We start from the raw sequence: 25,483 nt of genomic DNA, 5'->3' as shown, positions 1-25,483 counted from the left end.
ACATGCTCGTGTTCATAACTGCCGCTGCGCTGGCTTTGCTGATTTCCGGCGCGAGCCTCACCCTTGCAGCGGCATCGGACAGCCAAAACGGCAATAATGCCAAGCCGTTTTCGGCATCCGCCAGTGGCAACGGGCAGTATTCATCCCAAGTCGCGCCCATGATCATGCAAACCATGACCATCTACAACGGGCTGCTCACCTATCCGGCACCGCACTGGATCACCTCGCCCAAGGATGTCGGCAACTTCAAGGCGTCGCGAGAACAGACCAAGGACACCTTCACCTTCGAACAGATTCCGAAGGATCAGGATTTCGAAAGCTGGACGATGTTGTACGGAGTCTACGGCTGGCATCTTCCAGACTACGACTTCAAGCGGTTCATCGCGGAGTCGCTGAATGCGCTGGCGCTGGGCTGCAAGGAACAGGCAAAGTCAAAGCTCGTCAGCGCCGAAGGTGGCAGCGTGGTCATGACCTACCATTGCGCCGCCCTTGTCGATCCGCTGGTGAAGAACGGCAAGGACACAGAAAGCGGCTTTCTCTACATGAGCCACGTGGGCTCATCCTACGTCAAGGTCTACCAGGCGTGGCGCGCCAGCAACAAGGACAGGGGCACTCCGGCGTGGCCCATCAACGAAGCATCTATCACCAGCGCCATCGAGCGCATGAAGCGCATCACCTACACCCCCAGACAGTAGCCACCCTTGGCAATTCCATCCTTGCTGGTACAGCATACAGGGAGATGCGAACAACGCTCACATGTTCCGTCGGGGCCGCCCAATGTGGTGCGGCCTCGTCCCCTGCGTTCGCCCCGGTGCCTGAGTAATGCCCCCTGCTTGAAAAACCCCGCACCCCGGTGTAAACGCAGATCTGGTCGGCAGTTCACCAAGGCGTCACTGTCCCCCTGCGGGAAGCTAAACCTGCCCTCTCTCCATCCCGACACGCACCTGCCTCGTGCCGCGCGTCGAAAGCCAGTGACCATCGACACCCCATCCGGATCGGCACGTCGAGAGGATAGGTGATGTCCAGACCCCGCTTTCCCTTCATCGCCAAGGACGTCTCCGCGCTGGCCCGCTCGCTGCAACGCGAACTGGCGGCGTGCGCCATGTCGTCGCATCTGGCAGGCCATGACCGCCGCCCGGCTGACGATGCCACTGGCAGCCCCACTGGCGGTTCCGCCGCTGATTCCGCGTGCGTTTCCGCGAATGCCCCCGGCGCGGCTTGCGCAACTGGTGCAACTGGCGCACCGGGCGCACCGGGCGTGCCCCTCACTTCGGGCGCGCACGGTCCGGCCCGTACAAGCCCCCGCTCCACCGGCCACGTCAGCCACGTCAGCCCCGTCAGCCATGTCAGCCATGTCCAGTTGCTGAACATGCTGGTCCGCGCCGTGGGCTACCGCAACTTCCAGCACTACCGCGCCCAGTTCGCGGCGCAGGAACGGTTGGATCGCCTTGCCGCGCCGCAACCCGCCGCGCCCGAAGCACCCGTGGACCTGCGCCGCGTGGAACGTGCCGCCCGCCACTTCGGGGCGGACGGGCTGCTGGCCCGCTGGCCAGGCAAGGTCAGCCTGCAACGGCTCTGCCTGTGGTGGGTATGGTCGCGCCTGCCCGCCGGGCAGGTGCTGACCGGCGCCCAGATGGACGACGCCCTGCGCGCCTGCCATCACTTCGGCGACCATGCCCTGTTGCGCCGCTGGCTGTGCGATCTCGGCATGGCTACCCGCACCCCGGATGGCCGCCAGTACCGCCGCGTGGAACAGCGCCCCCCGCAAGAGGCCCTGGCCCTGCTCCAGCACCTGCGCGACCGAGAGCGGCACGCGCGGCGGGCAGTCCACAACCCGCCCGCCCCACCCGCTGGACGCGGCGTGACTGCGGCATAGGGACACAGCCCGCGCAGGGTGCAAGGACACCCGGTCCGTCCGGAACAACGCGCCCCCTCTTCGCTGCCATCCCAACGACTGCGCCGCACAGCTTCCCCTTGCCCCGCCTCATTCAAACAGGGCGGACCGTCCGTCCTCACCCCTGCACACGGGGCGAGGCCGCACGGTCCGCCTTTTCGTATTGTAAAACGCGTCAGGCGTCCTATACTGAACAAAGGTCGTCGTCCCCTGCGGCAGGCGCGGCACACGTGTACGTTACCGTCTGCCCGTCCGCTCATGTCCCACAACGTCCACCCAGATCGGGACGGCCAACCGGCATCGCAACCAAGGAGCACATCATGTCCCATATCGCCATACTGGGCCTTGGAGCCATGGGCAAACGCATGGCCGCCAACCTGTTGAAGGCCGGACACCAGGTCACTGTCTGGAACCGCACCGCCAAAGCGGCGGAACCGCTGCTGGCCCTGGGGGCCACGCAGGCCGCCAATCCCAAGGATGCCGCCGCCGGGGCGGACTTCGTGCTGGCCATGGTGCGCGACGACGACGCGTCCTCCAAGGTCTGGCTGGACGCCGAAACCGGCGCCTTCGCGGGCCTGCGACCCAACGCCATCGCCATGGACAGTTCCACGCTGTCGGTGGACTGGATCAAGAAGCTGGGCGCGGAGGCGGCCAACCGGGGCGTGACCCTGCTGGAAACCCCGGTGTCCGGGTCGCTGCCGCAGGCCGACGCCGCGCAGCTCATCTTTCTGGTGGGCGGCAGCGCAGAGGCCTGCAAAAAGGCCGAACCGGTACTGCTGGCCATGGGCAGCGCGGTGAACCACGCGGGCGAAATCGGCACGGGCGCGCTGACCAAGCTGGCCACCAACGCCCTGCTGGGCGTCCAGGTAACCGCCATCGCCGAACTGATCGGCCTGCTGCACCACAATGGCGCGGACGTGCACAAGATCATGGGCATCATCGCCGGCACGGCGGTGTGGAGCCCGTACGCCCAGCGGGCCATTGGCGCGCTGCTTTCGGGCGAGGCCCCCGTGATGTTTCCGGTGGAACTGATCGAAAAGGACTTCGGCTACGCGATGAAAGCCGCCGGTTCGCCCGATGCCGCACCCACCATCGCCGCCGCGCGCGAAGTGTTCCAGCGCGGCATGGCCGAGGGCCTTGGCGACGCCAACCTGACCAGCGTGGTGAAGCTGTTCCGGGCGTAGCGCGAGTGGGCTGGGATACAGGGGAGGCTGCCACCGGGCAAGGGGCCTCGCCACTCGAAAGAGTTGAGAGAACCTCCGCACATCTTGCGGCGATTGGAGCAGTATTCCCCGCACCCCGTGCAACCTTGCAAAAATACAGCAAAAAACCAACACAACGCGCAGAACAAGCAAGAAGGCCCTGAAAGTTGCCTTTCAGGGCCTTCAAATATGGTTGCGGGGGCCGGATTTGAACCGACGACCTTCGGGTTATGAGCCCAAGAGCTTAACAGCAAGCCATATCAAACAAAACACCACTTGGTTAGTTACTATGCTAGAATTAAATAGTTTTTTTGATTTGTATTGCTTCTTATTCGTCACCAGCATGAGCGCTCGGGTTGGAAATCTGGTTGGATTTTGCTTTACAGGATGGAAATAGGGTTGGAAAATACCCCTACCCCACCCCACCTACCAAGGGAGAAAGCATGCCCCCCTCGAAGCGAATCAAGACGGCCTACCCAGGCGTCTATTACCGTGAAACCGTACGAACAGGCGGCAACGGCATCGAGCGCGTATACTACGCAGTTTATAAACGAGATGGAAAGCTCATCGAGACAAAGGTTGGCCGACAATACGCCGACGACATGACCCCGGCCAGAGCCTCGATAATCCGCGGCCAACTACTTGAAGGCAAACGCCTCACCCGAAAAGAGACCCGTGAAGCGGAAAAAAGCGTCCTTTCCGCCAAGGAGTGGACAATCCACAGCCTTTGGGAAGAATACAAACGCCGGAATGAAAGCCTCAAAGGACTTACAACCGACCAGAACAGGTTCACTGTCCACCTGAACGCCTTTAAGAGCCTGAAGCCTGAAGAGATCACAACGACACATGTCGACAACCTACGCCTGACACTTACAAAATCCGGGAAGAAGCCCGGAACAATCAGGAACATTCTAGAACTACTACGTCGAATTATATCATTTGGCGTCAAAAAAGGATTGATACTTCAATCACAAATTGCTGTTCAATTCGAAATGCCACGCCTTAACAATGAAAGAACAGAAGACCTCTCACCAGAGCAACTGATTTCGCTTCTTGATGCTATTGCGAAAACAAGACACAAAAAGGCTGGCAACATGATGTTGCTCGCCCTATACACTGGCATGCGCAGAGGAGAAATGTTCAGCCTAAAATGGGAGCATATTGACTGGGAACGAGGCTTCATCAATCTTGTTGGAAACGATGATGGCAGGGGAGCGAAGTCCGGACAATCCGAGCGCATCCCCTTCAACGACCTCGCACGCGAAGTGCTGATGTCGATTCCGCGCTTGATCAGCACTTACGTTTTTCCAGGCAAGGGTGGTGGAAGACTGGTTGATATCCGGAAGCAGGCCGACGCAATCAAAAAAGAAGCGGGCCTCCCAGAGGACTTTCGTCCATTTCACGGTCTACGACATGTGTATGCAAGCATGCTGGCCAGCTCTGGAAAAGTCAGCATGTACGAGCTGCAGAAGTTAATGACTCATAAAAGCCCTGCCATGACACAGCGCTATGCCCACCTCAGAGACGATGCGCTTAAAAGGGCTGCGGAAGCAGCCAAGGACACTATCTCACAAACGCTCAACACACTTGAACGGAAAAGCCATGCATGAGACCAAAAAGAATAAAATAATTCTCGATGGATACAATATGCAACTCTTTGCTTTTTTTAGCAACGAATACGCGATGCGCCACATCCTCACCAACACTTCCTATACACAGTGCGTTGACCATGTCTCACTCCTCAAGGAAATTTTAAGAAATAGATTACAAGATAGATATCACGAGAGCCATGCTGACTCACTTATAGATAGACATGCCTTCTTTAATTATGGCGCAGAACATGATTTATACAGCCACATAATCAATCTACGCATCCAAAAACACTCAACAATACTGGATGACGATGCCACGAACGACCTGGACAACCTCTACAGTGAAATCAGTCACGACCCATACGGAAAGCATCTTCTTTCCGAACTCACAGAAATTTCCCTAAACCACGGCGTATACGCAACACGTATTGATATATTTAATAAAAAAGACTATTCAATGGAATCAATAAGCGAACACAACATACACAAAAATATAGAAGAAATATTTTTCAAAAGAGACATCACACAAAAACTACTATCTGATTCACTACATGCAGAATCTCCATTTTCCCATCAAACACTTATAGATAGCGAATTAGACGTATCAGGACACATTGCGATTTATATAGACCCGTACAAAAAAGACTTCGATATCGACGCAACAATCCACAAGATAACGTCCATAATCTCACTATTCGCATGCGAACAACAAGATAGCTCTACACATACCAACGAACACACAAAGCACTATCTCAACACATTTTTTACACCAACACAGATGAAAAACGTACCACTAGAGAGATATAATAGACTTCTTGGGCTACTCATGTGGGACACCATACAACGCGACACTTTAGACGTGACAGCTGCTTTCCTCAAATTAGGGAAAACAATTAAACCCCAAACCATCCAAGAAGGATGTACAGAATACTCCCACTGTGAAGCATGCTCACAACTGGAAAGCTGCTCAAGATCAGCAGCCAAACACTATCAGACCGCAAAGGAATCAATAGATGCAGGGGCATTACAAAAGCTAGTCAACACTACAACTAAAAAACAACGCATAACACGCCTACCTTAAGGGCGACACACACGGCACGCCCTGCAGCCCGTACTCGCCATGATCCCTTGCCCACCCAATCGGCTGTCCGGTTCCTTGCTGGACACGATAGGGGCAAGTGCCCCCCTCACACCTTCAAATTTGGAGCACCAGCGGCGTGTAACTGGAGAGTACCGTGTCGCCGGTAATCAGCCGCATGGGTTCGGCCATGGCCTGGGAGACCAGCATATGGTCAAAGGGGTCGTTGTGGTGCCTTGGAAGGATCGCCAGCATCTCCGCATGCGCACCAAGCAGGGGAAGCTCAAGGAAGCCGCTGTCCTGCGCTGCAGCACGAAGCACGGACAACTCGGCATCAAGTTTGCCGATGCGTGTCTTGATGGCGATCTCCCACCAAGACACGGAACTAACAAAGACCTCGTTCTCATCAGCGAGCAGCAGCCCCCGCACAGGCTCAATGCGCGGGGAATCGGTCAACGCCCAGAGCAGCGCGTTGGTGTCCAGCAACAGTCTCATTCCTCGCTCCCTTCAAACGCCGCGAGAAGTTCCGGCGGCAGAGGAGCGTCGAAATCGTCGGGGACTTTCAGCTTGCCCTTCAGAAGACCAAGGCGCTTTTTAGGCTTAGCACTTGCGGCCGACTTAAGGACGGCCTCTGCTCGACCATAGCTGCCGATGAAAATGGTTTCACCACCCGCTGCACGCTTTACCAACTGCGACAGAGAGCTCTTGGCCTGATGCATGGGGACGATATTCATAGCCACCTCCATACGATACTCCTTGTCCATTTAGACTTAGCTAGAGCTTAGTCCGAAGTCAAGGAAAGCTCTTCCGGTGCCGGACGAGTCAGCAAGCCCAAAATAGCTATCGACCGTTCGGTGGGGGGTTACACCAAACACGGCAGCAGTGTCAGACGAATACCATCTCTGTATACATAGTATGTAAAAAATAAGTCTGACAAAAAATCATCATACAAAACTTCATCAGCAATCTATTTTAAACACATAAACACCAAATATATCGATTTTATATTCCACAACCACACATGCTAAAATGGTATTATCTCTCTTATGTATCTATTATATATTCATTATTCATAAATAAACACTAAACACATAAACATCTTGATATAACATATACACACGACAAAAACCATAGCAACACATAACCAGCTAGCCAAAGCTAGCCGTAGTAATAGCCGACATCACAAGTGTCGGCTTCTTTTTGTGTAACAAATAACACGTCTCATTAATTCAATAGCCAAACAAAGGAGTACGCCATGTTTATCACAGAAAACACTTACAAAGACTACCCAGTTCAAGCGTATGACGACAAGCCCTGTCGTATCGACATACTCGATGCCATCATTGACCGCATTGAATACATGACGAGTAGATTCAGCAGAGTGCTCTTCATCCGCTTTGACTTACGATATCCGAGAAACTTCTATTCATCCCGTGGAAACGACGACATTCAGCGCTTTTTCAACAGCTTTACACGCTATTTATCCCGCAAGGGGATAGCCTTCCAGTACGTCTGGGTACGTGAACAATCCAGAGAAAAACACCAGCATTACCACGTGATGCTCCTCCTAAATGGCAACCTCACATGCCATAGCTGGAACCACATGGAGAAGGCAGACCAACTCTGGCAGCGTGCCCTTGGGATCGACTACCCTGGCCTCCTTCAAAAGTGCAACCGAAGCAGAGACGGCAACAGGCACCCTGACTTCATCCACCTGGATCGTCATGATGCCTGCTATGAACGGGATATTGGTCGTTGTGTGGAGTGGGCCAGCTACCTGTCTAAAACGAGGACCAAGGGCTACGCCCCCTTGAATGTGCGTGAATGGGGAGCGAGCTTCCTTGACAACTGATCAGGAGTTATATGCCCTGGCACTGTCTACACTGGACCAGATACAAGCCATTTCAGCGACTCTCCCTAGTATGCCACAGTCGCAGCACGTAGACTGTCGAGTCCTGAATCTCGTAACGCATCTCATAATGCCCGACAAGCAACCGCCGGACCTCGCGAGGGGCGAACGCAAAGAGTTGCTCACCGATGCGCGGCTTGGTCAACAGGACGGTCGGAGCCTTGGCCAATGCCTGCACCGCCCGTGAGGCAGCAGGCTGGTCAACAGGGGCCAAGAATTCATACAGACGTGCCAGGTCGGAAAGCGCCCTGCTGGTCCATTTCAGGTTCATTAGCGAGGCACCGACAGCGGTTCATCGGTACTCAGACTATCCGCCCATGCCTGCACAGCCTGATGATCGATGACGCGATCCGCATCCACGTCGGCGAGCGCTTCATACGTCAACCGGTCGCGCTCTTCCTCTTGGGCGATCCAAGATGAGAGCGCTTGCTTCATGATCCAGCCGCGAGAGCGTTCCAAACGGTTAGCCACCTCGTCTACCTTTTCTGCCAGTGGCACAGGTACATGAGCAGTCAGCACGCGAGTTTCAGCCTTGGGCATGACGTTCTCCTCAGTCTTGCTCTGTGCAGACTCCATCATCTGATATTTCATCAGGATGGCTACCCCCTCGTTGGTCAAAACATTAACCCCGAGCTAATCATAGTGATTAAAAACAAATCAAGCAAGCCAACACACCACCTGGCCCAGCGGAAAATGCCCCTTCTTCATGACCGCCCAGCTTCCCGGCTGGTTCGAGGACTACAACGAGAGGCACCCTCACAAGGGCTTGCGGATGAAATCCCCCAGAGAATTTATCCGCGCATCAGCAACCGCAGGGTGTCCGGCTTAGCAGGGGCAACTCCAGTAGAAAGCTGGCCAGACTTCCTTGATGGTGCGTTCTTTTGGAAGGAGCAAGCCGCCCTCCGGACTGCCTATCGAGGCATGGCATAGGGAGCGGACGGATGCTCGGGGCGCTAAAAACACACATAACATCCAGGTGTTATCGAATGTAAATGCGCGGCATAGCCTCCCTGATCCTGCCTTAGGTTCGGGATGGGCGCTTCGGACATCGACTGGCTTGATGCGTTGCTAGCTTGGACTTGGAAACCCAAACGCCGCACCATGGACACCTCGCGCGCTCATGGAGGCTGGAAGTGATAGCGGTAGTGGGCGCGACGGCCTTTGTGTTTTTTTGCGCAGGAGAACTAGATCGGCGTGATGCCGGGCTGTTGGGGCAAGCTTCACTCATATGAGTGCCAAGCTGTCCAGGTGCAACTTCTGCGCTGCACCAAGGGCATTGGCGCCATAAGGGGATATTTTTATTTCTTTTAAAGTTTCCTATAGGCGGCCCGTACAGTTTTGATTGAGATTTAAATGTGTATATTTCATCAAGCGCTAGCTCTTTTCCTAGCGCTTTAATGAAGTCGTTAATACTAATTGCTTGAGCGCCAAATATTATTTTATCCTGTGAAAAATCCCCATATACATCATATTCGTCGCCGGCATAGTTTGATACGGCACCCCTCAATATGCCGCTCAGAGAAGAGTATAATTCAGCCCAAGAATTTGCGGGAATATTTCCTTGTTGTCGTAGTGCCCATTCCTTAATGCGCGAACAACACCGGCATATTGCCACTGAGACAAGAAAAGTATTCGCGCCAAAGCCAATAACCCACGAACCTGACTCCTCTTCAATCCTTTCCGCGTGGTTAGGGGCACGGACAGGTCCTGATGGATGCAACTCCCACCAAGCTGAGCGCGTAATAATGGCATGGGCGATTGCGCGCGGCACCTTTCCATTGTTGTTGCAAATTTTTTCTAGACGCTCTGTTATGCTGGATTTCCACTTATCTGTCGCTTTTGCCACGCAGCACCTCTCACACAAAATAGCTAGGGGTATTTTGGCCAAAGCTCTACGAAACAGGACATGGGACGTTGTTTTCAAGAGTTCCAATTCGATATGTCGCTCAGAAAACGCCAGGCGCGAAGCGCAGCATACTGATATAATTTACCTTGCTCCCGATGCTGACTAAGTGCGGGGCTAGCCCCGATAAGGCATTGCTCACCAGCAGCGCCTCGCCCCCTATTGCCAGCGTTAGCCACCAAGGCAGGGGGCCACGTCCGGCGCGTTTCCCATCGCATCTCCTGCGATAAGGCTCCAGACGCTCGCAAAATTACTTCTCTTTGATTCCATATTTTGGCATCGTCTCGTGAGATTTTTCGCCTAGGAGAATCATATATGCCCCGCAAGATCAACCAAGAGGCCTCCCCTTCGCGCAAGCTTCTCGGCTTGTTCAGCCTCTTACTTTTCTCCGGGGAATGGCACTCCCTTCCGGATCTTGCCCGGATATTCAAATGTTCCAAGCAAACGATCTCCAGGCTCATCGAAGAGATCGAACTAAGCCACGAAGCCAAGATTGAGCGTGAGACACGCTCACGCACCTGTTTCTATCGCATTCGGTCACCACAAAAACAGCCGAAGGTTTCGCTGAGTCCGGCTGAAATCAGCCAGCTTGTCCTTTGTCGGGACCTTGTGGTGCACCTGCTTCCTGAGGAGATTCGCACCTCGGTAACACGCACGATCAGGCAAGCCACAGTCCTCCTTCCCGAGCCTAGCCAGCGATGCCAAGCCTTGGACTCATGCGTCCAAGTATCGGTTCGCGGAGAAATCGACTACACGCCTTTCCACGGATTTCTTGACACCTTGCTGCAGGCGATCCGGAAAAAATACGTATGCGAAATCGAGTATCTCGCGGCTAACCGCGACGCCCCCAAGACTCATGAAATCGCCCCCATGCGAATCATCGCGTATCGTGAGGCGTTGTATGTGTCCGCATGGAAAGTCACACCGAAGGGAACCCCTGAACCGGTGCATCCCATGCTGCTTGCGCTCCATAGATTCAAATCTGCCACTCCTACACGCAGGTCGTTCAACCTCCCTCTGCCCCCGAGCGAGGCAGAGGGACTTTTCGGTCTGATGCCGCAAGAACCGTTCAAAGCCAGCATCCGTTTTGATCGGTCTGTTGCGCCATACATTCGGGAGAGAAGATGGAGCACGGAGCAATCGCTGACAGCGCAAGAGGACGGAGGTGTTGTGCTTGAGCTTGCAGCACGAAGCGAAGCCGAGCTAACGTCATGGGTACTCAGTTTTGGCACTCACGCGGAGCTGATCTCTCCGCAACATCTGAGACAGCAGCTTGTTCAGGAGCTTGGAGAAGCAAAAGAATTGTATTTAGAGTGTGAAGTTAAGGGCGCCTTTAAATGAGAAAAGATGGGTCACGACAACGGGGTCGACCTCCATCAAGCGGACTTAATTTACATGGATAGTACTAAATACATCATGGCTTTTACAACAGGCGGCCTCTTTCTCCGTGAATCGGTGAAGCTGGCCACGCTGTATCTTGGCCTTGGCGATTGGCCCCCTGTTCGAGACAAGGTTATCGCAGAAAATTTACTACAGGCCAGAACACTGAATACACTCAAACGAGTCTTCCGCGAGGTCACCTCTCGACTTAAGACGTTGAGCCCAGGCGAACTTGAATTCCTCGTTGAGGGCACCCATCAGGAGCAGGCTTATCTCCTGTGGCTCGCCGTTTGCCGTCGGTACAAATTCATTGCTGATTTTGCTGTTGAAGTGCTTCGAGAGCGCTACATCACACTGAAAAGCGATCTAACCCACGAGGATTTCGATTCCTTCTTCAACAGGAAAGCTGAGTGGCATCTGGAACTGGACGAAATCACCCCGACAACGCGAGGCAAATTGCGACAGGTTCTGTTCAAGATACTTCGCGAAGCCGATCTTCTAACAGCCAACAACATGATACAGACAGCCATTCTCAGCCCGCGACTATGGGAACTAATCCATCAAGGCAGTCACGGGGAGGCCTTGTGCTTCCCTGTATTTGAATCTGATGTGAAGGTGGTGAGGTGATGACGGCAGATATAGCCAGAATGTCGATGCAGGACAGGTTTCAGCATCTCTTCACTGTAATATCGAGCCAGCGTTTTCTCAATAAGCAAGGACTTGGCAATGAGGTTCCGTTCTTTATCTGTCCTTTCAAGCCAGAAGAATCTGTGGAAATGGAGCGACTCCAGCGCCAACTGATCAATCGCCTTGAGCAGGACGGCGTTCGTATTCTGGAAATCAATCTGTATGACATTTCGATTGAAATCCTTAAAGAACGTGAAATCTGGAACAATATTGTCGAAATGGAAAATTCTGTCTCCAAAGAACAACTAAAGGAACTGCTGCAAGGCGTACTTGACCCCGAAGCGCATCTTGTTCCGGCCATTGCTGCCAAACTGGCAAGCGCGGATTTCGAAGTTCTTTTTTTATCCGGCGTTGGTGAGGTATTCCCCTACATCCGCTCGCACAACGTTTTAAACAATCTGCAGAGCACGGCGAAAGAAAAACCAACCGTCATGTTTTTTCCTGGAGCCTACACCCACTCCCTGGAGTCTGGAGCATCGCTCGATCTCTTCGGAAGGCTGCATGATGACAAGTACTACAGGGCATTTAACATTTTTCATTGCGAAGCATAAACGAGGGCAGCGTGATGACTCTTAAGACCATTTTTAACAAGCCAGTTGACCGTCCGATAGAAGGGGTCATCAAAGCTGATGATGAAGCCAGCCTTCGCCTCGAGATTGAAGAGTACGTCCTGACCAACGAGGTCGAGAAACGGCTTGAGTCCTTTCTGGACGCTTACAACAACTACGAAGGTGCCAACGGCGTTTGGGTTTCCGGCTTCTTCGGGTCAGGCAAATCCCACCTGTTGAAGATGCTGGCCCTCTTGCTCGAAAACCGACAGATCGACGGGGCCACGGCTCTTGACCTGTTCCTGCCCAAGTGTGGCGACAACGAAATCCTTCGTGGTGATCTCAAACGAGCCGTCGCCATTCCATCAAAAAGCATTCTGTTCAACATCGACCAGAAAGCGGACGTCATCAGCAAGACTCAAGTCGATGCGCTTCTTGCCGTCTTCGTTAAGGTTTTTGACGAGATGTGCGGTTATTACGGCAAACAGGGGCACATCGCCCAGTTCGAGCGCGACCTCGACAGCCGCGGCATCTACCAACAGTTCAAATCTGCCTATGAATCCACAGCAGGCAGAACATGGCAAATGGGCCGCGAGCAGGCTCTGCTGGAAGGGAAAAGCATTGCTAAAGCCTATGCCCAGGCAACCGGTGGTGACGAAGCATCGGCCATGGGGATACTCGATAAATACCGCAGCCAGTACCGTGTCTCCATCGAAGATTTTGCCGAGCAGGTACATGCGTATATCGAGCGACAATCGCCAGATTTTCGCCTGAACTTCTTTGTCGATGAGGTCGGTCAGTACATCGCTGAAAACATCAAGCTAATGACCAACCTCCAGACCATCGCCGAGAGCATGGCCACCAAATGCAGGGGCCGCGCATGGGTCATCGTGACCGCCCAAGAAGATATGGGGACTGTTGTCGGCGAAATGGGAAAGCAGCAAGGCAACGACTTCTCGAAGATCCAGGCTCGGTTCGCCAACCGCATGAAACTGACCAGCGCCGATGTGGCGGAGGTTATCCAGAAGCGTCTGCTGACGAAAACCGAAGAAGGCGTTCGTCTGCTTTCAGGCATCTATCATGCGCAATCCAACAATTTTAAGACCCTGTTTGACTTTGCCGACGGTTCGCAAACCTACAGGAACTACCAGGATCGGGAACACTTCATTCACAGCTATCCGTTTATTCCTTACCAATTCGCGCTGTTTCAGTCGGCCATTCAGAATCTGTCGCAGCATAACGCCTTCGAGGGCAAGCACAGCTCGGTGGGCGAACGCTCCATGCTGGGGGTGTTCCAGCAGGTTGCGATCCAGATCGGGGGGCATGAAATCGGCCAGTTGGCGACCTTCGACCTGATGTTCGAAGGCATTCGCACCGCGCTGAAATCCAATATCCAGCGGGCCATCATCCAGGCAGAAAAGCATCTGGATGGTCCCTTTGCGATTCGGCTGTTGAAAACGCTTTTCCTGGTCAAGTACGTCAAGGAGTTCAAGCCAACCGTTCGCAACCTGTGCGTCCTGATGCTCGACGGTTTCAATCAGGATCTGCCCGCGCTGAGGAAGCGAGTCGAGGAAGCTCTCAGCCTCCTGGAGCAGCAGACCTACGTGCAGCGCAATGGCGAGTTCTACGAGTACCTGACCGACGAGGAAAAAGACGTCGAGCAGGAAATCAAGAACACCGAGGTGGAGTCGTCAGACGTTGCCACCGAGCTTGAGAAGATCGTTTTCGACCATGTCCTCAAGCATCGGAAGATCCGCTACGACGAGAATGGCCAGGATTACCCGTTCTCCAGAAAACTTGACGATCGACTGCACGGCCGCGAGTACGAACTGGCCATCCATGTCATCAGCCCGTTCCATGAAAATGCCGAAAACGAGTCCATCCTGCGGATGCAGAGCATGGGCCGGGACGAACTGCTGGTCCTGATGCCCTTGGACGCACGCCTAGTTCGCGACACCCTCATGTACAAGCAGACGGAGAAATATATCCGCCAGAATATGTCGATCACCCAGCAGGAGGCGGTCAAACGCATCCTGACCGACAAGGGCTTCCAGAACCGGCAACGCTATGCCGAGTTGCAGCAGCGCGTTCAAAGCCTGATGGGCAAGGCCAAGTTGTTCGTTGCAGGTACCGACATTGAGATCGGTTCCGAGGATGCGCAGACCCGGGTGTTGCGCGGATTCCACGAGCTCATCTCCCGCGCCTATCCGAACCTTCGCATGTTGCGTGGCATCACCTATACCGAGAACGACATCGCCAAATGCCTCAAGCACTCGCAGCATGGGCTGTTCGGTAACGACGTCACCAACCTGGCCGAGTCCGAGCAAGAGCTGTTGGCGTTCATTCAGAGTAATAACCGGGGGGGCGTGCGTACCACGCTGAAAAACCTCCTGGAGAAATTCGAGCGCAAACCCTACGGCTGGCACTACGCTGCCGTGCTTTGTACCCTGGCCAACCTGTGCGCCCGCGGCAAGATCGAGGTTCGCACCGACGGCAACCTTCTCGAAGAAGACACGCTGGAACGGGCACTGCGTAACACCCATGGGCACGGCAACGTGGTGCTGGAACCGCAGGTCGAATTTACTGCATCGCAGGTCCGCGCTCTCAAGGAACTCTTGGGAGACCTCTTTGATGCCCCCCCCGGGGCCAGTGAAGCGAAGGAGCTCGGCAAGGAAGCTGGCGCCGCGCTTCAGGAACTCATGCGTCAGCTCAGCCCGCTTGCTGCCCAAGCTCCCCTGTATCCGTTCCTGAATACGCTGATGCCGGTGCTTGAGAAGCTCAAGGAGCTGATCGGTAAGCCCTACACCTGGTACCTGACCGAACTCACCCGCCAGGAAGACGCGCTGCTCACTATGAAGGAAAGCGTTATCGATCCTGTCCGCAAGTTCATGAACGGCCCGCAGAAAGACATTTTCGATAACGCCCGCAAGTTCGTTCAAACCCAGGAGCCCAACTTCGCCTACATCGAAGGCGACGAAGCCGCACAGGTGGTCGCTTGCTTGACCGATCCGGAATGCTTCAAGGGCAACCGCATGCAGCAGATGAAGACGCAAGTCGAAACCCTGCAGGGGAAGGTCACTGCTCAGATCAATACCGAGATTGCCAAGGCCAAGGAGACGGTCACCGCCCTCAAAGGCCGCCTCTGCGGCATGGCTGAATTCGGCGCACTGAACGGTGATCAACAGGAGCAGATCACCCGTCCTTTCAATGAATTCAATGCGGCCATCGAGCGCCAGAAGCTGATCGCCGTCATCCGCGATACCCTGCGTCGGTTTGAGGAAAGCGACTACCAGCGCCTGCTTTCGCAGATGACCTCCTGGGCGCAACCGGCACCAATACCAGAACCTACGCCGGAACCCGGTGGATTCGTCAAGCCGGATGAAGGGACGAAGCCCACGCCACCGGCCAAGCCAGAACCGCGCATTGAGTATGTGCCCAGTCGCTCGGTGAAGGTCTCATTCGACAAGGCCTGGCTGGCTGACGAGACCGACGTGGAACGCTACCTGAAGTCCATGCGAGAGGCGCTGCTGGATGAAATCCGCAAAGGGAAAAGGATTCAGATATGATCGAGCGCCTTGAACTGAGAAACCTCACGGTCTTCACCGACCTGACGCTGGAGCTCTCGCCCAAGATCAACGTGATCATCGGCGAGAACGGCACCGGTAAAACTCATCTGCTCAAGGCGGCCTATGGGCTTTGCGCCGGTGCGCCCCTGTTTAAGAACAAGCCCGACACCAGCGACGATGAGCTTGAAGCGGCTCTGACAGCCAAGCTACTGCGCCTTTTCATGCCGCTGGATGACAAACTCGGCAAGATGCATCGCCAGGGCGCGACCGACCAGGCCTATCTGTCGGCGAGGTTCGCTGGGGGGCAGAAGATCGCCGCGACCTTCTTCAACAACTCGAAGGCGCTGGCCATCCAAGATCGCGCCAACTACGAGCAGTACCAAGCCGAGGCGGTATTCATCCCGACCAAGGAAGTCCTCTCGTTCATGAAGGGGTTCAACAGCCTGTACGAGAAATACGGCCTCTCTTTTGACCAGACATATCAGGACATCTGCCTGCTGCTGGATCTCCCCGAGGTCCGTCTGGAAAACCTGCACGAGAAATCCAAATGGGCCATGGCCGAGATCGAAGGTATCTGCGGCGGCCGTTTCGTTTTCTATGGCGGCGGCAAGGTCACCTTCAAAACCGAGAATACTGAATACTCCGCCAACTCCATGGCCGAAGGATTCCGCAAGGCGGGGATACTCTCGCGTCTTCTGGAAACCGGCGCGATCCAGCCCGGTGTCAGTGGCCCGCTGTTTTGGGACGAGCCTGAATCCAACCTGAACCCCAAGTTGATGAAGTTGCTCGTTCATATCCTGCTGGAGCTGTCACGAAACGGCCAGCAGATATTTCTGGCGACCCACGACTATGTGCTGCTTAAGTGGTTCGATCTGCTCATGGACAAGGGCAAAGACGACCACGTACGCTTCCATAGCCTGTACCGTGATGCGGAAACTTCCGAGATCAAAGTCGCCTCCACCGAGGACTACCTGAGAATCTCGCCAAACCCGATTGACGAGGCTTTTGGCTTTCTTATCAACCAAGAGATCGAAAACGACATGGGAGGCCTCGGCAAATGAAGATCGTTGAGGCCGACGGTTTCGAATTCTGTTTCAATGACGCACTGGACGCTTTCGTCTTTGACGAAAAGGACAGCACAAAGCCCACATTTCACGGTGCGCCCATGAAAGGCGTCGACATCATCGCTGAGTTCGAGGAGGCCTATGTCTACGTGGAGCTGAAGGACTACGACGACCCGTCGATTTACGATGTCCTTGGCGCAGCGACCGAAGACGAGACAAAATTGCGACGAGCCAGCTTCAAGTGGCTGAAGAACTACCTGAAATACAAATTCCGAGATTCTTATCTTTACCGGCATGCCGAGCAGAAGGTGGATAAGCCGGTTCACTATGTCTGCCTGATCACCTTTGACAACGCTTTGAACAGCCGGATGCAGAAATCCCTGAAAAAGGAACTGCCGGTGGGCAAAGCATCACGCCGCTGGGCCCAGGCCCTGGCCTCAAGCTGCCATGTCGTCAACTTGGACAAATGGAATGAAAACTTCCCCAAGTGGCCGGTCACCCGCCTGGCCGCTGCTGCAGCTGGAGGAGCCTAAATAGATGGAAACCGCAAAACTAAAAAAATTCGCCCAGTTCGCCCGCCGCAGCCTGCTGAAACAGGTCTCCGCCAAGCTAAAACTGGTGCTGGCTGAAAACAGCGCCGCCCGGCGTGAACGTGCCGAGGCCATCAAGAAACTGGAAGAGGCGATCAAGGGGCACGGCAAGGAACAGGTCATCGAGCGGGTGGCCTACATCTGGTTCAACCGCTTCTGCGCCCTGCGTTTCATGGATGTGAACCGCTACACCCGCATCAGCGTTGTGTCTCCCGCCGAGGGACAGTTCCAGCCCGAGATTCTGGCTGAAGCCAAAATGGGCCACGTTGACGAAGAAATGGCGCACGCCAAAGTCCGGCAACAGGTATTTGCCCTGCTCGATGGCAAAGCCCCCAGCCGCGACCCGCAGGGTGAGGCTTACCGGCTGCTGGTGGTGGCCGCCTGCAACTTCTGGAACAAGGCAATGCCGTTCCTGTTCCAGCGCATCGACGACTACACCGAACTGCTGATGCCCGACGACCTGCTCTCGGGCAATTCCATCCTCGCCTATACCCGCGAGGCGATGACGCCGAATGCCTGCGAGGATGTCGAGGTGATCGGCTGGCTCTACCAGTTCTACATCTCCGAGAAGAAGGACGAGGTGTTTGACGGCCTGAAGAAGAACAAGAAGATCACGCCCGAAAACATCCCTGCCGCCACCCAGCTTTTTACCCCGCACTGGATTGTGCGCTACCTGGTGGAAAACTCCCTCGGCCGCCTGTGGCTGCTCAACCGTCCGGGCTCGAAGCTAATTGAGCAAATGGACTATTACATCAAGCCCGAACAGGCCGAGACGGATTTCCTCCGCATCAGTAAGCCGGAAGAGATCAAGATTTGCGATCCGGCCTGCGGCTCCGGCCACATGCTCACCTATGCCTTTGACCTGCTCTATGCCATCTACGAGGAGGAAGGCTACGAGCCCGCCGATATCCCGGAGAAGATCCTCACCAATAACCTCTACGGCATCGAGATCGACGAGCGCGCCGGGGAACTGGCCGCCTTTGCCCTGACAATGAAGGCCCGCGCAAAACAGCGCCGCTTCTTCAACAAGGGCGTCAAGCCGAACATCTGCGTGCTGGAAAATGTCCACTTCGCCGAGGGCGAACTGAAGAACTACATGGACTTCGTCGGACGCGACCTGTTTACCGCGCCGCTGCAAACCACCCTGCGCCAGTTCGAAGAGGCCGACAACTTCGGCTCCCTGATTCGCCCTGACGTCACCGACGTGGACGGCATGCTCAGGATTCTGGAGTCAAAGAACGTCTCCGGCCAGCTGTTTATCAGCATGACACACCAGAAGGTGCTGCAAGCCCTGCGGCAGGCCGATTACCTGAGCCCGAAATACCATGTGGTGATTGCCAATCCTCCGTATATGAGCAGTGGAGGCATGAATGGTCGCTTGGGCTCGTGGTCGAAAGATAACTACCCCGATGCGAAGTCGGATCTTTTTGCGATGTTTATGGAAAGGTCGTTGGCTCTTGCGTTAAAGCAAGGCATGACTGCGATGATAAACATGCAAGCCTGGATGTTTCTTTCTTCTTTTGAGGTTCTCAGAACCAAGCTTTTGTCTCGCGCAACCCTACTCTCAATGATGCATATTGGTGAGCGTGGGTTTGACTCTATTGGTGGCTCCGTTGTTTCAACAACTGCATTCGTTTGCAGCAATTCCGTTATCTCAAACAAGGAAGGTGTATTTATTCGACTTGTTGATGGCAAATCAGAGACAGAAAAGTCGTCGATGGCTCTCGAAGCAATCCGAAACCCAAACTGCGGCTGGTTGTATCGTTCTCTTGCCAATGACTTTTCTAGAATTCCCGGACATCCGATAGCGTACTGGGCATCAAAGCCAACCATTCAAGCATTCGAGTCTGGCGCAAGACTTGGCGATGATCTTGATACTGCTCAGGGAATGAAGACTCTGGATAACGAAAGGTTTATTCGCAGGTGGCAAGAGGTTTCTTTTTCGAAAATTACTTGTCATTCAGTACCAGACAAGCAATGGGTTCCGATAAATCACGGTGGTGGATTCAGGAAATGGTATGGATTTCAAGAAGCTGTTTTGAACTGGTTTAACGATGGCGAGGAAATAAAAAAGCTTGCCAAGAAGAAATACAACTCGGTAACTCGTACAGTCACGGGCATGGGGCATTACTTTGAGAATGGAATAACTTGGAGTGCTATTTCATCCGATCTTATAAGTGTCAGGAAGTTTGGCGATGGCTTTATATTTACAAATGCAGGCATGTGTGCCTTTGGAAATAAAATAAGTCAAAACACCGCAATGGCGCTCCTTAATTCGAAAGTTGGTATCGAAGTATTAAAAATACTCGCCCCCTCGGTAAATTTTGGCCCCAATCAAATTAGCGAGATCAGAATTATTGATTCTGGTGACCGTACACAAACTATCCAGACCAACTCAGGGAAGTTAGTAAGGCTTTCATGCCAAGACTGGGACTCCTGCGAAACCTCCTGGAACTTCAGCAGTCTGCCGCTCCTGAATCCCGACTACCGTCAGTCAAACATGAAAGCCACCTACCAGAAGCTCCGCGCCCACTGGCGGGAGATGACGCTGGAGATGCAGCGGCTGGAGCAAGAGAACAACCGCATCTTTATTGACGCCTACGGCCTGCAAGATGAGCTGAATGAAAAAGTTAACCTCAGCGAAATCACCCTGACCTGTAACCCGCACTACCGCTACGGCAACGACAAGAGCGAGGACGAGTTGGAGGCGCTGCTGCTGGCCGACACCATGCGCGAGATGGTCTCCTATGCCGTGGGCTGCATGTTTGGCCGTTATGCACTGGACAAACCGGGCCTGATCCTGGCCAACCAGGGAGAGACCATCGAGGATTACCTGAAGCGGATTCCGGAGCCCAGCTTCCCGGCCGATGACGACAACGTCATCCCCATGCTCGATGGCGACTGGTTCACCGACGATATCGCCGAGCGCTTCCGTAAATTCTTGCGCGTGGCGTTTGGCGAGGATTACTACGAGGAAAACCTCCGGTTCGTCGAGCAGGCGCTGAACATCAAGGGCAAGCGCAACTACTCCATCCGCGACTACTTCCTTGGCGAGTTCTACACCGACCATGTGAAACGCTACAAGAAGCGGCCCATCTACTGGCTGTTCTCCAGCCCCAAAGGCAGCTTCAACGCGCTGATCTACATGCACCGCTACCGTCCCGATACGGTCAGCGTGGTGCTTAACGACTACCTGCGCGAGTTCCGCACCAAGCTCACCTCGCACAAGAACCATCTTGAGGCGGTCAGCATCAGCGCCAGCAGCAGCCAGGGCGAGAAGACCAAGGCCCTGAAGGAGATCGAGAAGATCACCAAGATGATCGCCGAGATGGAAGAGTACGAACGCGAGGTGCTGTACCCGCTGGCCACCGAGCAAGTGGAAATCGACCTCGACGATGGCGTCAAGGTCAACTACCCCAAATTCCGAGCGGCCTTGAAGAAGATCGTCGGCCTGGATGCGCAAGAGGATTAAGGAGCGCCATTGATGGAAGACCGCATTGCCCAGGCCCTGACCAAGCTCTTCGACCGACACCGGATAGTCTTCTGGTACGACTCCAAGCAGGAGTTGCGCGACGATTTCGAGGCGCTTCAACTGCCCGGCGTCGAGAAGCTGAAGCTGACCAACAACGAGTACGGCATCAAGTACCGACTGCTGCGCGAGCAACCGGAACAGAAATTCCTGCTCTACCGGGAAGGCCCTCAGCCCGCCGATCTGGATAACTGGCTGCTGGATGTACAATTGGCCCACGGCGAGTTCCGCACCGATCAGGTGGCCATCTGGCTGTCCGAACTGGAGCTCGGCCTGGAGTTCACGGATGTGGTGCAGGCCCATGCGGAGTTCTTTCAGGCGATCAAGCGCAAGGACACCCTCAAGAAGCTGCTGAAAGCGGATGACACCACCGGGCAGATTCGCCTGAAGATGCTGGCGGTATGCACCGGTAGCGAGCCACGCATGGATGCGGTGGTGGAAAACCTGCTGCAGGAACTGGCCGACAGCCGGGACGAGAAGATCAAACTGATCGCTCGGTGCAGCCTGGACGGTTTCCTCTGGGAACAGATGACCCGCTGCTATGGTTACAAGTCCGACGAGCCGGGCATCCGCGACTTCGCCATCGAGTTGTTCAAGTCCTGCTATGCGATGACTGTGGGTGGTGGGGGCGCCGAGAACCAAGTGAAGCTGACCGGTGACGCGCTAGTGTTTCTCAAGCGCTGGAAGGACAGCCGTCAGTTCGAAGGCGGCTTCGAAACCCTCTCGGGGGAATGCGCCGAGGTCCTTGGTATTGAACAGGATTTGGCCAAGCGGGATTTCCGCGAGTTGATCGAGCTGGATTACTTCCGCCTGATCGACCAGAAGATCATCAGTGATCTGGTACGGGCGGTGGCAGCCCGCACGGTCTCCAGCGGAGACGTGGCGATCTGGGTTCGCCAGCGGCGACAAGGCCACTGGTATCGCGAATACCGGCATTTATACGAGGCGGTCGACTACGCCGCCCAGTTCACCCACGCCTTGGGCGAAGCCAATCTGACCATGGAAAGTCTGGCCGAAGGCGTGCAGCGCTACAGCCGCTTCTGGTATCTGCTCGATCAGCTCTACCGTAAGTTCACCTACCATGTGCGCATGTCGGGACAGGCATCGCTGATGGGCAGCCTGACCGATCAGATCGAAAACCTCTATTCCAACAACTACCTGTTGAAGCTGGGCGACCGTTTCCAGACCTTCGTGGATGCGGCATCGAAGTGGGAAGCCTTTCCCGTGCGCAAGCAGAAGGAGTTTTTCGAGCATTGGGTCCGGCCGTTCCTGCGCAAGGACAACAAGGTCTGCGTGATCATCTCCGATGCCATGCGCTACGAGGTCGGCGATGAACTGCTGAGCCTAATCCGCCAAGAGGACCGTTACAGCGCCGAACTGGAACCGGCGCTTTCGATGTTGCCCAGCTACACCCAGCTCGGTATGGCGGCGCTTCTGCCCAACAAGGATCTGGCGATTGCCTACAACGAAACCGGCACCGTGCTGGTGGATGGGCAAAGCTCCCAGGGAACGGCCAACCGCATCAAGATCCTTGGACAGGCAATCAGTCAACGGGCTACCGCCTGCAAGGTCGACGAGTTGATGGCCATGAAGGGGGACGACTGCCGGGCGCTGGTGCGTGATCACGACGTGATCTACGTCTACCACAACCGCATCGACGCCACCGGCGACAAGCGGGAATCCGAGGAACGGGTTTTCGAGGCAGTGGAAGAAACCCTGCAGGAGCTGATTCGCCTGATCAAGAAGCTGACCGGGGCCAACGCCAACAACTTGCTGGTGACCTCGGACCATGGCTTCATCTACCAGAACCGCGCCATCGACGAGAGCGACTTTTCCGGGGTCGATGCCGAGGGCGACCAGATTCTGTTCCGGGACCGCCGCTTCGTGCTTGGCAAAGGGCTTACTGAGGCATCCAGCCTGCACAAGTTCACCCCCGAGCAGCTTGGCCTTGCCGGTGAGGTGGAGGTGCAGATTCCCAAGTCGATCAACCGCCTGCGGCTAAAGGGTTCCGGCAGCCGCTTTGTTCATGGCGGGGCCTCGTTGCAGGAGGTGGTGATCCCGGTGCTCAAGATTAACAAGAAGCGCCAGAGCGATGTCACCGCCGTTGAGGTGGACATCCTGCGCGGGGCCAGTTCGGTGATTACCTCCGGCCAACTGGCGGTGACCATGTACCAGACCGGGCCGGTGACGGACAAGATTCAGCCACGAGTGCTGCGGGCTGGCATCTACACCGAGGCAGGCGACCTGATCTCCGACAGCCATGACCTGATCTTTGATCTGAGCGCGGACAATCCCCGGAAACGAGAACTGCAGGTGCGCTTTGTGCTGACCCGCAAGGCCGATGAGGCGAACGGCCAGGAAGTCACTCTGCGACTGGAGGAGAAGCACGCCGGGACTTCGCATTACAAGGAATACAAGTCGCTCCGGTACTTGATGCGACGTTCATTTACCAGCGACTTCGACCTTTAAGGGACTGGCACTGATGAACAAGCTTGACCAGAAAATCAACACACACTTTCCGGGACTCGTTGTCCGCAAAGACCTCGTCAAGACGGTCAAGGGCAACGCCATCGTCCCCTCCTACGTACTGGAATACCTGCTGGGCCAGTACTGCGCCACCAGCGATGAACCTACCATCCAGACTGGCATCGAAACGGTGAAGGATATCCTTGCCAAGCATTACGTGCACCGGAATGAAGCCGGATTGGTCCGCTCGAACATCAAGGAAAAGGGGCGCTACAAGGTCATCGACAAAATCAGCGTTGACCTGAATGAGAAGAAGGATGTCTATGAGGCGGAGTTTTCCAATCTCGGCATCAAAAAGGTGCTGGTAGGCTCAGCTACGGTCAAGGCCTACCCCAAACTTCTGGTTAGCGGCGTGTGGTGTATCGCTGATATCGAGTACGAATTCACCGAAGACAAAAATGCCAGCCCTTGGATACTGTCGAGCCTTAAACCGATCCAACTCTCACATTTCGATTTCGACGGTTACGTTGAGGCCCGCAAACGATTCACCACCGACGAGTGGATCGACCTGCTGGTGCAAAGCATCGGCTTCAATCCGGAGAGGTTCGGCAAGCGCAGCAAGCTGACCCAGCTTGTCCGCCTGATCCCTTTTTGCGAGCGCAACTACAATCTGATCGAGCTTGGCCCCAAGGGGACAGGTAAATCACACATTTACTCTGAGTTTTCGCCGCACGGCATCCTGATCTCCGGTGGCGAGGTTACGGTTCCCAAACTGTTCGTGAACAATTCTTCCGGAAAAATTGGCCTGGTTGGCTACTGGGATTGCGTTGCCTTCGACGAGTTTGCTGGAAAGCAAAAGCGCGTGGACAAGGCCCTAGTCGATATCATGAAGAACTACATGGCCAATAAGTCCTTCTCGCGAGGCGTCGAAACGCTGGGAGCGGAGGCATCCATGGTGTTCGTGGGCAACACCCAGCACACTGTGGCCTACATGCTCAAGCACTCGGACCTGTTCTGCGAGTTGCCCGAAAAGTTCTATGACTCCGCGTTTCTTGACCGAATTCATTTCTATATCCCCGGCTGGGAGGTCGACATCATTCGGGGTGAGATGTTCTCCAGCGATTACGGATTCGTGGTGGACTACCTGGCTGAGATCCTCCGCTCGCTACGCAACCACGATTACTCGGACCGCTACAAGGAGCACTTCTCCCTCTCCTCCGATATCTCGACACGGGACCGCGATGGTATCAACAAGACATTCTCCGGCTTGATGAAGATACTTTTCCCGCATGGTGGGGCGACCACGGAAGAGGTCGAGGAACTGCTACGATTCGCGATTGAAGGCCGCAAGCGCGTCAAAGACCAACTGATGCGCATCGACTCCACCTACGGAAACGTCCGCTTTACCTATCGAGGTACGGACGGACAGGACAAGCCGGTCACCACGCTCGAAGAAGAGGAGTACCCCAACTACTACCACAAGGCCATTGCCGCGAGTGAAGACGGGGAAATCTTGGAAGCTGCGCAACCGGACTCGCCCCAAAGTCCATCCGCCCCCCTGGCCCCAGCCGAGCCTGCCCTCAAAGAAAAACACCTCACATTCCAGGAGAACCAGAAGGGCCTTTCCTTCGATACGCTGCTCGGCCCGTATCTCAAGGGCGCGACCGCAATCACCGTCACCGACCCGTACATCCGCCTGTTTTACCAGATGCGCAACTTCATGGAATTTTTGGAAACAGTGGTCAAGCACAAGGCTCCGGATGAGGAAGTGTCCGTACATCTGGTAACGACGGAAGATGAATTCAAAGGCGAACAACAAAGGGAAAACTTCGAGAAGATGAAGGAGTCCGCCAGCAGCGTTGGCGTGAATTTCACCTGGGAATTCGACGGTACCGGCACTATCCACGCCCGCCACATCGTGACCGACCACGGCTGGAAAATCTCCCTGGATCGCGGCCTCGACATCTTTCAGCACTATGAGATGAACGATGCCTTTGCCTTCGCCAATCGACTGCAGCAATACCGCCCATGCAAGGCGTTTGAGGTGACGTTCATTAAACACTAGTGGGAAGCCT

General features: G+C 54.9%; 19 protein-coding genes. 15 read left to right on the top strand and 4 right to left on the bottom strand.

Going from position 1 to position 25,483, the window contains the following annotated elements:
- The first annotated feature begins 158 nt into the window (after positions 1–158).
- The 5 genes from DESTE_RS12510 to DESTE_RS18055 all read left to right on the top strand — a co-directional run bounded on the left by DESTE_RS12510 (position 159) and on the right by DESTE_RS18055 (position 5,769).
- Complete coding sequence (locus DESTE_RS12510; RefSeq protein ID WP_156925354.1) at positions 159–695, top strand: hypothetical protein; 537 nt, start codon at positions 159–161, stop codon at positions 693–695.
- A 323-nt stretch (positions 696–1,018) separates the two neighbouring features.
- Entirely contained in the window at positions 1,019–1,876 is an 858-nt protein-coding gene (locus DESTE_RS12505; protein ID WP_035067998.1) for a DUF2087 domain-containing protein, read from the top strand.
- 248 nt (positions 1,877–2,124) lie between these two features.
- Positions 2,125–3,078: an NAD(P)-dependent oxidoreductase gene (locus DESTE_RS12500; RefSeq protein WP_483814919.1), complete on the top strand. Its 954-nt coding sequence runs from the start codon at positions 2,125–2,127 to the stop codon at positions 3,076–3,078.
- A gap of 461 nt (positions 3,079–3,539) precedes the next feature.
- Complete coding sequence (locus DESTE_RS12495) at positions 3,540–4,706, top strand: tyrosine-type recombinase/integrase (RefSeq protein WP_035067996.1); 1,167 nt, start codon at positions 3,540–3,542, stop codon at positions 4,704–4,706.
- The gene (locus DESTE_RS18055) at positions 4,699–5,769 is read left to right on the top strand and encodes a hypothetical protein (protein ID WP_156925353.1); all 1,071 of its coding nucleotides are present in this window, start codon (positions 4,699–4,701) and stop codon (positions 5,767–5,769) included. Before DESTE_RS12495 ends, DESTE_RS18055 begins: the two co-directional genes overlap by 8 nt.
- A gap of 114 nt (positions 5,770–5,883) precedes the next feature.
- Here DESTE_RS18055 and DESTE_RS12490 read toward each other — a convergent pair whose 3' ends face one another.
- Together DESTE_RS12490 and DESTE_RS12485 are read right to left on the bottom strand one after the other, a co-directional pair.
- Positions 5,884–6,261, bottom strand: a complete 378-nt coding sequence (locus tag DESTE_RS12490) for a type II toxin-antitoxin system VapC family toxin (RefSeq protein WP_035067995.1) — start codon at positions 6,259–6,261, stop codon at positions 5,884–5,886.
- Entirely contained in the window at positions 6,258–6,500 is a 243-nt protein-coding gene (locus DESTE_RS12485) for a type II toxin-antitoxin system Phd/YefM family antitoxin (protein WP_035069587.1), read from the bottom strand. The genes DESTE_RS12490 and DESTE_RS12485 overlap by 4 nt, the downstream gene beginning before the upstream one ends.
- 521 nt (positions 6,501–7,021) lie before the next feature.
- On the opposite strand from DESTE_RS12485, the gene DESTE_RS17670 reads away from it, so the two are divergent.
- Positions 7,022–7,618, top strand: a complete 597-nt coding sequence (locus tag DESTE_RS17670) for a YagK/YfjJ domain-containing protein (RefSeq protein WP_084559451.1) — start codon at positions 7,022–7,024, stop codon at positions 7,616–7,618.
- A gap of 52 nt (positions 7,619–7,670) precedes the next feature.
- On the opposite strand, the gene DESTE_RS12475 is transcribed toward DESTE_RS17670, so the two are convergent.
- Positions 7,671–7,946 (bottom strand): type II toxin-antitoxin system RelE/ParE family toxin, encoded by a 276-nt coding sequence (locus DESTE_RS12475; RefSeq protein ID WP_035067994.1) that lies wholly within the window; start codon positions 7,944–7,946, stop codon positions 7,671–7,673.
- Positions 7,946–8,266, bottom strand: coding sequence for a CopG family ribbon-helix-helix protein (locus DESTE_RS12470; protein ID WP_245590840.1), 321 nt, complete (start codon positions 8,264–8,266; stop codon positions 7,946–7,948). The genes DESTE_RS12475 and DESTE_RS12470 overlap by 1 nt, the downstream gene beginning before the upstream one ends.
- A gap of 1,627 nt (positions 8,267–9,893) precedes the next feature.
- On the opposite strand from DESTE_RS12470, the gene DESTE_RS18260 reads away from it, so the two are divergent.
- Genes DESTE_RS18260 through brxL form a run of 9 tightly spaced genes read left to right on the top strand, consistent with a single transcriptional unit; the run spans position 9,894 to position 25,473 of the window.
- The gene (locus DESTE_RS18260; protein WP_035067993.1) at positions 9,894–10,919 is read left to right on the top strand and encodes a helix-turn-helix transcriptional regulator; all 1,026 of its coding nucleotides are present in this window, start codon (positions 9,894–9,896) and stop codon (positions 10,917–10,919) included.
- Between the two features lie 6 nt (positions 10,920–10,925).
- A complete protein-coding gene (locus DESTE_RS12460) occupies positions 10,926–11,585 on the top strand; it encodes a DUF1819 family protein (protein WP_245590839.1) in 660 nt (219 codons plus the stop codon).
- Complete coding sequence (locus DESTE_RS12455) at positions 11,585–12,196, top strand: DUF1788 domain-containing protein (protein ID WP_035067992.1); 612 nt, start codon at positions 11,585–11,587, stop codon at positions 12,194–12,196. The genes DESTE_RS12460 and DESTE_RS12455 overlap by 1 nt, the downstream gene beginning before the upstream one ends.
- A gap of 14 nt (positions 12,197–12,210) precedes the next feature.
- Positions 12,211–15,759: a BREX system P-loop protein BrxC gene (gene brxC / locus DESTE_RS12450; RefSeq protein ID WP_035067990.1), complete on the top strand. Its 3,549-nt coding sequence runs from the start codon at positions 12,211–12,213 to the stop codon at positions 15,757–15,759.
- Complete coding sequence (locus tag DESTE_RS12445) at positions 15,756–16,820, top strand: AAA family ATPase (protein WP_035067989.1); 1,065 nt, start codon at positions 15,756–15,758, stop codon at positions 16,818–16,820. Before brxC ends, DESTE_RS12445 begins: the two co-directional genes overlap by 4 nt.
- Complete coding sequence (locus DESTE_RS12440) at positions 16,817–17,356, top strand: hypothetical protein (RefSeq protein ID WP_035067988.1); 540 nt, start codon at positions 16,817–16,819, stop codon at positions 17,354–17,356. The genes DESTE_RS12445 and DESTE_RS12440 overlap by 4 nt, the downstream gene beginning before the upstream one ends.
- 4 nt (positions 17,357–17,360) lie before the next feature.
- Positions 17,361–20,885 (top strand): BREX-1 system adenine-specific DNA-methyltransferase PglX, encoded by a 3,525-nt coding sequence (pglX, locus tag DESTE_RS12435; protein ID WP_035067987.1) that lies wholly within the window; start codon positions 17,361–17,363, stop codon positions 20,883–20,885.
- A gap of 12 nt (positions 20,886–20,897) precedes the next feature.
- Positions 20,898–23,411 carry a BREX-1 system phosphatase PglZ type A gene (pglZ, locus tag DESTE_RS12430; RefSeq protein WP_035067984.1) on the top strand — a complete coding sequence of 838 codons (2,514 nt, stop codon included), beginning with the start codon at positions 20,898–20,900 and terminating at the stop codon, positions 23,409–23,411.
- A 13-nt stretch (positions 23,412–23,424) separates the two neighbouring features.
- Positions 23,425–25,473, top strand: coding sequence for a BREX system Lon protease-like protein BrxL (gene brxL / locus DESTE_RS12425; RefSeq protein ID WP_035067983.1), 2,049 nt, complete (start codon positions 23,425–23,427; stop codon positions 25,471–25,473).
- Positions 25,474–25,483 lie beyond the last annotated feature (10 nt).

Origin of the sequence: Nitratidesulfovibrio termitidis HI1, from assembly GCF_000504305.1 — a bacterium.
GTDB lineage: Bacteria > Desulfobacterota > Desulfovibrionia > Desulfovibrionales > Desulfovibrionaceae > Cupidesulfovibrio > Cupidesulfovibrio termitidis.
The sequence above is the reverse complement of the archived record's forward strand: the minus strand, read 5'-3'. Positions and strand labels throughout refer to the sequence as shown.

Coding starts and splice junctions, on each gene's coding strand:
- DESTE_RS12510 (WP_156925354.1), top strand. CDS start 159: ATGATCATGCAAACCATGACCATCTACAACGGGCTGCTCACCTATCCG.
- DESTE_RS18260 (WP_035067993.1), top strand. CDS start 9,894: ATGCCCCGCAAGATCAACCAAGAGGCCTCCCCTTCGCGCAAGCTTCTC.
- brxL (WP_035067983.1), top strand. CDS start 23,425: ATGAACAAGCTTGACCAGAAAATCAACACACACTTTCCGGGACTCGTT.
- DESTE_RS12490 (WP_035067995.1), bottom strand. CDS start 6,261: ATGAGACTGTTGCTGGACACCAACGCGCTGCTCTGGGCGTTGACCGAT.
- pglZ (WP_035067984.1), top strand. CDS start 20,898: ATGGAAGACCGCATTGCCCAGGCCCTGACCAAGCTCTTCGACCGACAC.
- DESTE_RS12440 (WP_035067988.1), top strand. CDS start 16,817: ATGAAGATCGTTGAGGCCGACGGTTTCGAATTCTGTTTCAATGACGCA.
- DESTE_RS12470 (WP_245590840.1), bottom strand. CDS start 8,266: ATGAAATATCAGATGATGGAGTCTGCACAGAGCAAGACTGAGGAGAAC.
- brxC (WP_035067990.1), top strand. CDS start 12,211: ATGACTCTTAAGACCATTTTTAACAAGCCAGTTGACCGTCCGATAGAA.
- DESTE_RS17670 (WP_084559451.1), top strand. CDS start 7,022: ATGTTTATCACAGAAAACACTTACAAAGACTACCCAGTTCAAGCGTAT.
- DESTE_RS12460 (WP_245590839.1), top strand. CDS start 10,926: ATGGGTCACGACAACGGGGTCGACCTCCATCAAGCGGACTTAATTTAC.
- DESTE_RS12495 (WP_035067996.1), top strand. CDS start 3,540: ATGCCCCCCTCGAAGCGAATCAAGACGGCCTACCCAGGCGTCTATTAC.
- DESTE_RS12485 (WP_035069587.1), bottom strand. CDS start 6,500: ATGAATATCGTCCCCATGCATCAGGCCAAGAGCTCTCTGTCGCAGTTG.
- pglX (WP_035067987.1), top strand. CDS start 17,361: ATGGAAACCGCAAAACTAAAAAAATTCGCCCAGTTCGCCCGCCGCAGC.
- DESTE_RS12455 (WP_035067992.1), top strand. CDS start 11,585: ATGACGGCAGATATAGCCAGAATGTCGATGCAGGACAGGTTTCAGCAT.
- DESTE_RS12445 (WP_035067989.1), top strand. CDS start 15,756: ATGATCGAGCGCCTTGAACTGAGAAACCTCACGGTCTTCACCGACCTG.
- DESTE_RS12505 (WP_035067998.1), top strand. CDS start 1,019: ATGTCCAGACCCCGCTTTCCCTTCATCGCCAAGGACGTCTCCGCGCTG.
- DESTE_RS12475 (WP_035067994.1), bottom strand. CDS start 7,946: ATGAACCTGAAATGGACCAGCAGGGCGCTTTCCGACCTGGCACGTCTG.
- DESTE_RS18055 (WP_156925353.1), top strand. CDS start 4,699: ATGCATGAGACCAAAAAGAATAAAATAATTCTCGATGGATACAATATG.